This is a genomic window from Streptomyces sp. NPDC016851 (assembly GCF_055562795.1).
The window spans coordinates 1-11,218 of sequence record NZ_JBVHEP010000052.1 but is presented as its reverse complement, the minus strand read 5'-3'; the positions used below and the strand labels follow the sequence as shown (position 1 = coordinate 11,218).

The window sequence follows — 11,218 nt, the reverse complement described above, 5'->3', positions numbered from 1 at the left end:
CTGGCCCGACACCGGCCGCCCCCGCCGCGCAGCCATCTCCTCCTTCGGCATCAGCGGCACCAACGCCCACCTCATCCTCGAACAACCCCCCACCGGCGAACCGGTGGCAGCCGAACCGGAGCCGACCGCACCGCCGGTGACGGTCCTGCCGCTGTCGGCCCACACGTCCCCGGCCCTGGCCGCACAGGCCGAGCGGCTCGCGGCCCTGCTCGGCGAGGTGCCCGGCCATGACCTCGGGTTCTCGCTGGCGACCACCCGGGCACGGCTCGGCGTACGCGCGGTGATCGCGGCGACGGACGAGGACGGGCTGCGTCAGGGTCTGGAGGCGCTGGCCGGCGGAGGCTCCGCCCCCACCCTCGTGCGCTCCCACGGTGAGCAGACCGAGCGTGGTGGCGCCCCGGCGTTCCTGTTCACCGGCCAGGGCAGCCAGCGTCCGGGCATGGGACGCGAACTGTACGAGGCATACCCCGTCTTCGCGCGCACGCTGGACACGGTCTGCGCCGTCCTCGACCGGCATCTGGACCGACCGCTGCTGGAAGTGATCTTCGCGGCGGAAGGCTCGGCGGAAGCCGGTCTGCTCGACGAGACGCTCTACACACAGACCGCCCTCTTCGCGGTCGAGGTGGCGCTGTACAGGCTCGCCGAGTCCTGGGGCCTGCGCCCCGGGCATCTGATGGGTCACTCGATCGGCGAGGTGGTGGCCGCGCACGTCGCGGGGGTGCTGTCGCTGGCGGACGCCTGCACCCTGGTGGCCGCGCGCGGCCGGCTGATGCAGGCGCTGCCGCCCGGTGGTGCCATGCTCTCCGCGCTCGTCTCCGAGGAGGAGCTTGTGCCCCTCCTGGCCGGGCGGGAGCACGAGGTGGGCATCGCCGCCGTCAACGGGCCGGCCTCCACGGTGATCTCGGGGACCGAGGCCGCCGTCACGGACGTGGACGGCGAACTGGCCGAACGCGGCATCAAGACCCGCCGGCTGCGGGTCAGCCACGCCTTCCACTCCCCCCTCATGGAACCGATGCTGGAGGAGTTCCGCACCGTCGTCGCCGGGCTGTCCCTGATGGAACCGCAGATACCGGTGGTGTCGAACCTGTACGGCCGCCTGGCCACCCCGGAGGAGCTGTGCTCGCCGGAGTACTGGGTCCGCCACGTCCGGGAGGCGGTCCGCTTCCACGACGGCGTCACCGCGCTGGTCGAGGCGGGCGCGGTGACGTTCGTGGAACTCGGTCCGGACGCGGTTCTCACCGCGCTCGCGCAGGAGTCCCTGGCGGAGCGGCCGGAGGCGGCCGCGCTGGTGCCGGCGCTGCGCCGGGGCCGCCCGCCGGCCGAGACGTTCATCGCGGCCGTCGCCACCGCCCACGTGCGCGGCGCGGACGTCGACTGGCAGGCGGTGTACGCCGGTTCGACGGCCCGGAAGGTGGAGCTGCCGACGTATCCCTTCCAGCGGAGGCGCTACTGGATGGAGGCGGACGGCACGCTCGCCGCTCAGGCACCCGACTCGGTGGAGGCCCGGTTCTGGGCGGCGGTCGAGCGGGAGGACCTCCGGTCGCTGGCCACCGATCTGGGCGCCGAGGAGGAAGCGCTGGGCGAGGTGCTGCCGGTCCTCTCGGCTTGGCGGCGCCGGCACCTCACGCAGCCGTCGGCCGTGGCGGAACCGGAGTCCCCGGCCGCGGCGGAACCGGGGCAGGACCTTCCCGCCACGCTCGCCGCCCTCTCCCCCGAAGACCGGGAGCGCCGTCTGCTGGACCTGGTGCGCGCGGAGATCGCCGAGGTGCTGCAGTACACCGGCAAGCAGGCGGTGGAGCCGCGGCGCCAGCTCAAGGATCTCGGCTTTGACTCTCTCGCCGCCGTGACCCTGCGCAACAGGCTGGCCGCGGCGACGGGCCTGACGCTGCCCGCGACGCTGGTGTTCGACCATCCGACCCCGGTGTCCCTGGCGGCGCATCTGGCCGAGGAGCTCACTCCGCGCGGTACGGGCGTCGTCGACGTGGACGGTGAACTCGACCGGATCGGCGCGGCCCTGGCCGCCACCGGCGACGACAGTGTGCGGGAACGAGCGGCGGCCCGCCTGCGGGAGCTGCTGTCCGAGCTGAACGCCACGGCCGTCACGACCTCGGCCACGGCACCCGCCGACGACCTTGCAGGCCGGCTCGAGGACGCGGACGGCGACGACCTGTTCGACCTCATCGATTCCGAACTCGGCTCGTCCTGACCCCTCCGGACGGTCACCGACCCTCTTCTCGAACCAGCGAGGTACACGATGTCTGAGTCTGACGAAACGAAACTCCGGGAGTATCTGAAGCGGGTGACGGTCGAACTGCGCGAGTCCCGGCTGCGGCTGCGCGAGGTCGAGGAGTCACGACACGAGCCGATCGCCGTCGTGGGCATGAGCTGCCGGCTCCCGGGCGGCGTCCGCTCGCCCGAGGACCTGTGGTCGCTGGTGGCGAACGGCACCGACGCCATCTCCGAGTTCCCCTCCGACCGCGGTTGGGACGTGGAGAGCCTGTACGACCCCGAGCCGGACCGCCCGGGCAAGTCGTACACGCGGCGGGGCGGCTTCCTCTACGACGCCGCCGAGTTCGACGCGGAGTTCTTCGGGATCTCTCCGCGCGAGGCACTGGCCATGGATCCCCAGCAGCGGCTCTTCCTGGAGACCTCCTGGGAGGCCCTGGAGCGGGCCGGGATCGACCCGGGCACCCTGCGGGGCAGCGACACGGGCGTCTTCGCGGGCTGTGTCACCTCCGACTACCAGGTGCTGCTGGCCTCCGCTCCGGAGGACATCGAGGCGTACCGGATGACGGGATCCGCCCCGAGCGTCCTGTCGGGCCGGGTGGCCTACTTGTTCGGGCTGGAGGGCCCCGCGGTCACCGTCGACTCCGCCTGCTCGTCCTCGCTGGTAGCGCTGCATCTGGCAGCCCAGGCGCTGCGCCGCGACGAGTGCTCGCTGGCGTTGGCCGGCGGAGTCACGGTGATGGCCACTCCCACCGGGTTCGTGGACTTCAGCCGGCAGCGCGGCTTCTCGCCGGACGGGCGCTGCAAGGCGTTCGGCGCCGGGGCGGACGGCACGGGCTTCGCCGAGGGCGTCGGTGTGCTGGTGGTGGAACGGCTGTCGGACGCTCGCCGCAACGGACATCGCGTCCTCGCGGTCCTCCGGGGCAGCGCCGTCAACCAGGACGGCGCCAGCAACGGCCTCACCGCGCCCAGCGGTCCGTCCCAGCAGCGTGTCATCCAGGCAGCCCTCACCGACGCCCGCCTCACCCCCGCCGACGTCGACGCCGTCGAGGCCCACGGCACCGGCACCCGCCTCGGCGACCCCATCGAGGCACAAGCCCTCCTGGCGACCTACGGGCAGGGCAGGGCCGCGGAACAGCCGCTGCTGCTGGGCTCGGTGAAGTCGAACATCGGGCACACTCTGGCGGCGGCCGGGGTCGTCGGCGTCATCAAGATGGTCAAGGCGATGGAGCACGGGATGCTGCCCCGCACCCTGCACGCCGACGAGCCCTCGCCGTTCGTCGACTGGGACTCCGGCGCGGTCGAGCTGCTGACCGAGCGACGTGCCTGGCCTGAGACCGGGCGTACGCGCCGTGCGGGTGTCTCGGCGTTCGGGATGAGCGGTACCAACGCCCATGTCGTGCTGGAACAGGGGCCACCCGCCCCCGTGCCGGACGAGTCCTCGCCGTACACCCCGGAGATCGTTCCCTATACGCTCTCGGCCCGCGGCGAGGCGGCACTGCGCGCCCAGGCGGCCCGGCTGCGCGCCCACCTGCGGGCCCACCCGGGACTCGCGCCCGCCGATGTGGGCCACTCGCTGGTGGTGACGCGCGCGGCCCATGACCACCGCGCCGTGGTCATGGGGACGGACGCGGACGAACTGAGCGCCGGCCTGGAAGCGCTGTCCCGGGGCGAGGCGAGCGCGCAGCTCGCCACGGGGGTGGCGAAGGAACGCGGCAAGACCGTGTTCGTCTTTCCGGGCCAGGGCTCGCAATGGGCCGGGATGGCCGTGGAACTGCTGGACTCCGCGCCCGTGTTCGCCGAGCGGCTCCGCGCCTGCGACGCCGCCGTCAGGGCGGCGGACGTCGACTGGTCGGTCGAGGACGTCCTGCGGGAGCGGCCGGGTGCGCCGTCGCTGGAGCGCATCGAGGTCGTGCAGCCGGTGCTGTTCTCGGTGATGGTGTCCCTCGCCCACCTGTGGCGCCACCACGGGGTCGAGCCGGACGCGGTGGTGGGCCACTCGCAGGGCGAGATCGCGGCGGCCTGCGTCTCGGGGGCGCTCACCCTGGAGGACGCAGCGCGGATCGTGGTACTGCGCTCGCAGCTGTTCGCCGACGAGTTGGTGGGTCGGGGCGCGGTGGCCTCTGTCGCGCTGTCCCGGCGGGAGGCGGAGGAGTGGCTGGCACCGTACGGCGCCCAGTTGGCCGTGGCGGGCGTCAACAGCCCCCGTCTGGTGACCGTGGCCGGGGCACCCGAGCCGCTCCAGGACCTGGTGACGGCGCTGACCGACCGGGGGATCCGGGCCCGGATCGTGCCGGCGACGGTCGCCTCGCACTCCCCGCAGGTGGACCGGCTGCGCGGCCGCATCGCCGAGTTGCTGTCCTTCGTACGGCCCCGTAAGGGCAGCGTGCCCCTGTACTCGACGGTCACCGGCGAGGTGTTGCGCGGCGATGAGCTGACGGCCGACTACTGGTTCGAGAACTGCCGCCGTCCGGTGAACTTCGAACCCGTCGTGCGCAGGCTCCTGGACGACGGCCACGACGTCTTCATCGAGTCGAGCGCCCACCCGGTGCTGGTGCTCGGTGTGGAGGAGACCGTCGAGGACGCGGGCGCCGACGCACTCGTGGCCGGCACGCTGCGGCGCGGCAGCGGCGGACTGAAGCGGTTCCTTACCGCGCTGTCGGAGGCGTATGTACGAGGGCTGCGCGTCGACTGGCAGGCGGTGTTCGGCACCGGGCGCCCCGTGGTGGAGCTGCCCACGTACCCCTTCCAGCGGCAGCGCTACTGGGTGGAGCCGCCCGCGGAGCGCGCGAGTGCCGCCGATCCGGTGGACTCCGCGTTCTGGGAGGCCGTGGAGAACGGCGACCTGCGCCTCCTCGCGGCATCGCTGCGTCTGACGGACACCTCGGCGCTCGCCGAGCTGCTGCCCGCGCTGTCCTCGTGGCGGCGGGACAGCAGGGAGCTGGGCGCCGTGGACTCGTGGCGTTACCAGGTGGTGTGGCGGCCGGCCACCGGGGCCGCTCCGGCCGCCCTGTCCGGTTCCTGGATCGTGGTGCGCCCCGCGCACCCCGCCGCCGACGGTGTCGCCGCCCGGGTGGCCGCGCTGCTCGGGGACGCCGGGGCACGCGCCGACGTCGTGGCGGTCGGGGCTGAGGAGAGCCGTGCCGAGCTCGCCCGGGGGATCGCCCGGGCCGTGGACTCACTGGGCGGCGCACCCGTGGCGGGCATCGTCTCCCTGCTGCCGCTCTCCCCTGTGGAGCCGTCGCCGCCGGTGGTGTCCGCGGGACTCGACCGGACCGTGGTGCTGCTGCAAGCCCTGTCGGACGCGGACGTGACGGCTCCGGTGTGGACGGTGACGAGCGGCGCGGTGCAGGCCGAGGCGGCCGATCCCGTCGCGGCACCGCAACAGGCCCAGGTGTGGGGCCTGGGACAGGTCGCCGCGCTCGAGACCCCGCAGCTGTGGGGTGGTCTGGTGGACCTTCCCGAGGAGCCGGACGACCAGGCGCTGTCGCGACTGGTCGCACTGATCGCGGCACCCGGCGGAGAGAACCAGGTCGCCGTGCGGTCCTCCGGCGTGTACGTGCGCAGGCTGGTGCCCGCCTCCTCCCCCACCACCGCGCCGGTGCTGCCCGGCGAGGGCGGCACCTGGCTCGTCACGGACGGCGTCGAGGGCCCGGGACGGCACATCGCCCGGCTGCTCGCCGGCAAGGGTGCGGCCCGGCTGCTGCTGACCGCCGAGCCCGGCACGGACGCGGGACTGATCGCCGCCACCGAGGCCGAACTGGTCGCCCTCGGCGCCCGGGTGACGGTGGCCGTCTGTGACGTGGCCGACCGCCGGGCCCTTGCGCGGGTGCTCGCCGGCATCACGGACGACGCTCCGCTGACCTGCGTCGTGCACACGGCCGGGCTGCTGGAGGACACGCCGCTGGAGAGCCTGACCCGGGCGGATCTGGAGCGTCTCCTGCGCACCAGGGTGCTCGGCGCCCGGAACCTGCATGAACTGACCGCGGACAGCGACCTGTCGGCCTTCGTGCTGTTCTCCTCGGTGACCGCGACCTTCGGCGGCGGCCTCGGCCTCGCCGCCCACGCCGCCGGGAACGCGCATCTGGACGCGCTCGCCGCCCACCGCCGCTCCCTGGGCCTGCCCGCGCTGGCACAGGCGTGGGGCGTGTGGCAGGGCGAACCGGCCGATGCGGAGGCCGAAGCGCTGGAGGAGTCCCGCCGGGAGCGGCTGAGCCGCCGGGGGCTTCCCCTGCTGCGTCCGGAACCCGCGGTCGCCGCGTTCGAGCGGGCCCTGGACTTCGCGGCGCCGTCGATCGTCCTGGCCGACGTCGACTGGGGCCGGTTCACCCGGGTCTTCGACGGCGACCGGCCCAGCCCGCTCGTCGCCGAGATCCCGCAGCTCCGGCGGGCCCGCGGGGAGTCCGCAGGCTCCGCGGCCGGCGTGTCGGGCCTGCCGGACCGGCTGGCCGGGCTGCCGGCAGCGCGGCGGCGCGAGGTGCTGCTGGACGTGGTCCGTGCGGAGGTCGCCGCAGTGCTGGGGCACAGCGGTCCCGGCGCGGTGGCGGCCGGGCGGGAGTTCCTCGAACTGGGCATGGACTCGGTGACGACCGTCGCCCTGCGCAATCGGCTGAACGCGGCCACCGGGCTCCGGTTGTCGGCCCGGGTGATCCTCGAGCGGCGCTCGCCCGAGGCGTTGGCCCGGCACCTGGCCGACGAACTGGCCGGTGACCCGGCCCCATCGCCGGCCGGCGGCGGCCTGGCCGGCGAGTTCGCCGCCGAGTTGGCGGCCATGCCCGACGACGCCGGCACGGCGGCGCTGGACCGGCTGGCGGAGGCGGCCCGGCAGCGGCCGTCGTTCACCGTGCCGGAGCAGGGCGACCTGCCGCGGCCGGTGCGGCTCGCGGACGGTCAGGCCGGGCCCAGGCTGTTGTGCTTCCCGACCGTGCTGGCGACCTCGGGTGCGCATCAGTACGCCCGGTTCGCCGCGCCCTTGGCCGGTGAACGGGAAGTGCTGGCGCTGGACCTGCCCGGCTTCCGGCCGGAGGAACGGCTGCCCGCGACCCTGGCCGCGCTGGCGGAGGCGGCGGCCGAGGCGGTGAGCGGGTACGCGAACGGCATGCCGTTCGTGCTGGTCGGCTACTCGTCCGGAGGCATCGTCGCCCATGAGACCGTCCGACTGCTGGAGGCCTCGGGGCTGTTCCCGGAGGCGCTGGTCCTTCTGGACACCTACGCGCCGGACGACGCGGCGCTGCGCGCGGCCACCCCGCGACTGCTCGCCGGGATGACCCGCAGGCTCGGCGAGCTGGGGCCCGTCGACGACGCCGCGCTCGTCGCGATGGGCGGCTATCTGCGCCTGTTGGAGGAGTGGCGGCCCGCGCCGGTGAAGACCCCGACGCTGCTGGTCCGCCCGGTCGAGCCGTTGCCGGGCCTGTCGACGGCGGACGTCCCGGGACCGTCCTGGCAGCCGGACCACGACGTGGTGGAGGTTCCCGGGGACCACTTCTCGATGGTCGAGGAGCACGCGCCCGCGACGGCCGAGGCCGTCACCGGCTGGCTCACCGCCCTCGACACCCGAGAGCCGGCGTGAAGTCCCGGGACGAGCACGACCAGCAGTCCCACGAGCGAACGGAGGCAGCGAACATGACAGGCCGGACGACAGTGGTGATCGCGGGGGCCGGGCCCGTGGGCCTGGCCGCGGCCTGTGCGCTGTGGCAACGGGGCGTACCCGCCCGTGTCCTGGAGGCACAGCACACCCCGCACCAGGGGTCACGCGCCGTACAGCTGCACGCGCCCACACTGCGTGTCTTCGCCGAACTGGGGATCCTCGAGGAGGCCGAACGACGAGGCCTGCGGATCCGCGCCAACGAGTACCACCTCGCCGGCGGCCGCACGCTGCGCATCGAGCTCGGCGCACTGAACGAGCCGTTGATGCTCCCTCAGGAGATCACCTGCGAGTTGCTGGAGCGTCGTCTGCAGCAACTCGGCGGCCGGGTGGAACGTGGCGTCGAGGTCACCAAGACCCTCGCGTACGACGACGCGGTCACCGTCGAGGCGAACGGCCCGGACGGCCCGGAACGCATCGAGGCCGACTGGCTGATCGCGGCCGATGGGGTGCGCAGCCAGATCCGCGAGCAGCTCGGCATCGACTTCGCCGGCAGCCCGGTCCCGATCAACTTCCTCCTGGCCGAGGGCACGATCGAGGGGCGGCCGGCGGACGACGCGGTGCACTACTTCCTCGGCCTGTCCGGTTCGGTCGTCTTCGCGTCGATGCCGGGTGACCGGGTCCGCGTCTCGGCGGCGGTTCCCGCCGGCCACCCGCTCACCGAGGAGGGGGTGCAGCAGATCCTGGACGAGCGGGGTCCGGGCGGACTGCGAGTGCGCTCGCTCGACATGGTGAACAGCTTCAGCAGCCAGGAGCGCATCGCCACCAGGCTGCGCGAGGGCCGGGTCTTCCTGGTGGGCGACGCCGCCCACACGCACTCCCCGCTCGGCGGTCAGGGGCTCAATCTCGGGTTCCAGGACGTGCACAACCTGGTCTGGAAGCTGGCCGGGGTGATCGAGGGCAGGTTCGCTCCGGCCGTGCTGGACAGCTACGGCAGCGAGCGGCGGTACGCCGCCGAGCAGATCGTCCGTAACACCCACCAGTTCCTGCGGGTGTTCACGCTGGGACCCGCCGCCGCGCGGGTGCGCAACACGGCTTGGAGCACGCTGGAGTCCCTGGGTGTGCTGCGCCGTTGGTTCGCCCCGCTGCTCGCGGGCTGGCGTGTCCACTACGACGCGGCCCGGTTGCCGGGCGGGCGCGGACTGCCCCGGCCCGGCACCCGCTCCCCCCACTGGTCCGGCTCGGCCCGCACGGCCGACCGCTACCGGTTGGTGACGCGCGGCAGCCGCGAGGCGCGGCTGCGTGGCCTGGCCCTCGCCGAACAGCGGCCCGGACTCGTCAGCCACGGGCATGTCGAACGCGGCGGACCCGGGTTCGTGCTGCTGCGGCCCGACGGATACGTGGCCGCGAGCGGTACGACGCCGGCCGACTGGACGCGCGTCGAGCGCCTGCTCGCCGAGAGCGCGGCATGAGCCGCCCGACCACCCCGGTGCCGGCCACGGCACACCAAACCGACAAGGAGGCCGCCTTGACGCCCCGGGAACGTCTCGACGAACTGCACTCCCTCAAGCAGGCGGCCCGGCAGGGCCCCGACGAGCGCGCCACCGAGCGGCAGCACGCCCGCGGCAAGCTGACCGCGCACGAGCGCGTCGAACTGCTCCTGGACAAGGGCTCTTTCCAGGAGATCGAGACACTGCGCCGGCACCGGGCCACCGGCTTCGGACTGGAGGACAAACGCTATCCGTCCGACGGTGTGATCACGGGCTGGGGCACCGTGCACGGCCGGACGGTCTTCGTCTACGCCCACGACTTCCGCGTCTTCGGCGGCGCACTGGGCGAGGCGCATGCGGCCAAGATCCACAAGCTGATGGATCTCGCCGAGGCGGCGGGAGCGCCCCTGGTCAGCCTGAACGACGGCGCCGGCGCCCGCATCCAGGAGGGCGTCACCGCCCTGGCCGGCTACGGCGGCATCTTCCAGCGCAACACCCGCAACTCCGGCGTCATCCCGCAGATCAGCGTGATGCTGGGACCGTGCGCGGGGGGCGCCGCCTACTCGCCCGCCCTCACCGACTTCGTCTTCATGGTCCGGGACACGGCGCAGATGTTCATCACCGGCCCGGACGTGGTGCAGACGGTGACCGGCGAGTCGGTCACCATGGACGGCCTCGGCGGCGCGGACGTGCACGCCTCCGTCTCGGGTGTGGCGCAGTTCGCCTACGACGACGAGGAGAGCTGTCTGGAGGAGGTCCGCTACCTGCTGTCCCTGTTGCCCGCGAACAACCGCGAGCTGGCCCCGGTGGTCCCGGCGGCGGACCCGTCCGACCGGAGCAACGACGCGCTCCTGGACCTGGTCCCGGCCGATCCCCACCAGGCCTACGACATGCGGGCCGTGATCGAGGAGATCGTCGATGACGGCGAGTACTTCGAGGTCCACGCCGCGTGGGCGACCAACATCATCTGCGCGCTGGCGCGGCTGGACGGACATGTCGTCGGCATCGTGGCCAACCAGCCGGCCTCGCTGGCCGGAGTGCTCGACATCCACGCCAGCGAGAAGGCCGCCCGGTTCGTCTCCACGTGTGACTCGTTCAACATCCCTCTCGTGACGCTCGTGGACGTGCCGGGTTTCCTGCCCGGAGTGGACCAGGAACACGGTGGGATCATCCGGCACGGGGCGAAACTCCTGTACGCGTACTGCAACGCCACGGTCCCCCGCGTCTCCCTGGTGGTACGCAAGGCCTACGGCGGTGCCTACATCGTCATGGACTCACGCTCCATCGGTACCGACGTGGCCCTGGCCTGGCCGTCCAACGAGATCGCCGTCATGGGCGCCGAGGGTGCCGCCAACGTGATCTTCCGCCGCGAGATCAACGCGGCCGAGGACCCCGACGCGGTACGTCGCCAGAAGATTGACGAGTACAAGACGGAGCTCATGCACCCTTACTACGCGGCGGAGCGCGGTCTCGTCGACGACGTGATCGACCCGCGGGACACCCGGCTCGTGTTGATCCGTTCGCTGGCCATGCTGCGCACGAAACACGCCGACCTGCCGTCGCGCAAGCACGGCAACCTTCCGACGTGAGACCGAAGGCGGAGAGATGAACGCGGTGAAAGTCGTACGTGGGAAGCCCAATGAGGAGGAGTTGGCCGCGGTGCTGGCGGTGCTGCTCTCGGTCGGGCAGCAGCCCGATGCACCGACCGACGCCGATCGGGCGAAGCCGCCTTCGCGGGAGGCGCGGTGGAGCCGGGGAGGTCGCCTCTACCCGGCCCCTGCGGCTTCCTGGAAGTTCGCCTCATGAGTGCGCGGAGGAGCAAGGTGCGCAAGGTGCTCATCGCCAACCGTGGCGAAATCGCTGTCCGTGTGGCCCGGGCCTGCCGGGATGCCGGCATCGCGAGCGTTGCTGTCTACGC

Annotated in this window: 5 protein-coding genes and 1 pseudogene; all 6 read left to right on the top strand. The window is 73.1% G+C overall.

Annotated features, from left to right (window positions below):
* A partial coding sequence (locus tag ACZ3I3_RS41150; RefSeq protein ID WP_467373000.1) for an acyltransferase domain-containing protein occupies nt 1–2,206 on the top strand: 2,206 nt, incomplete at its 5' end.
* Nucleotides 2,207–2,254: 48 nt separating this feature from the next.
* A pseudogene (locus ACZ3I3_RS41145) lies at nt 2,255–7,750 on the top strand (type I polyketide synthase); the annotation flags it as partial.
* Nucleotides 7,751–7,848: 98 nt separating this feature from the next.
* Nucleotides 7,849–9,282: an FAD-dependent oxidoreductase gene (locus tag ACZ3I3_RS41140; protein ID WP_467372998.1), complete on the top strand. Its 1,434-nt coding sequence runs from the start codon at nt 7,849–7,851 to the stop codon at nt 9,280–9,282.
* Nucleotides 9,279–10,889 carry an acyl-CoA carboxylase subunit beta gene (locus tag ACZ3I3_RS41135; protein ID WP_467372997.1) on the top strand — a complete coding sequence of 537 codons (1,611 nt, stop codon included), beginning with the start codon at nt 9,279–9,281 and terminating at the stop codon, nt 10,887–10,889. Before ACZ3I3_RS41140 ends, ACZ3I3_RS41135 begins: the two co-directional genes overlap by 4 nt.
* Nucleotides 10,890–10,905: 16 nt before the next feature.
* A complete protein-coding gene (locus ACZ3I3_RS41130; protein ID WP_467372996.1) occupies nt 10,906–11,106 on the top strand; it encodes an acyl-CoA carboxylase subunit epsilon in 201 nt (66 codons plus the stop codon).
* A 17-nt stretch (nt 11,107–11,123) separates the two neighbouring features.
* Nucleotides 11,124–11,218 (top strand): biotin carboxylase N-terminal domain-containing protein (locus tag ACZ3I3_RS41125; protein ID WP_279617129.1); only part of this gene is annotated, 95 nt, incomplete at its 3' end.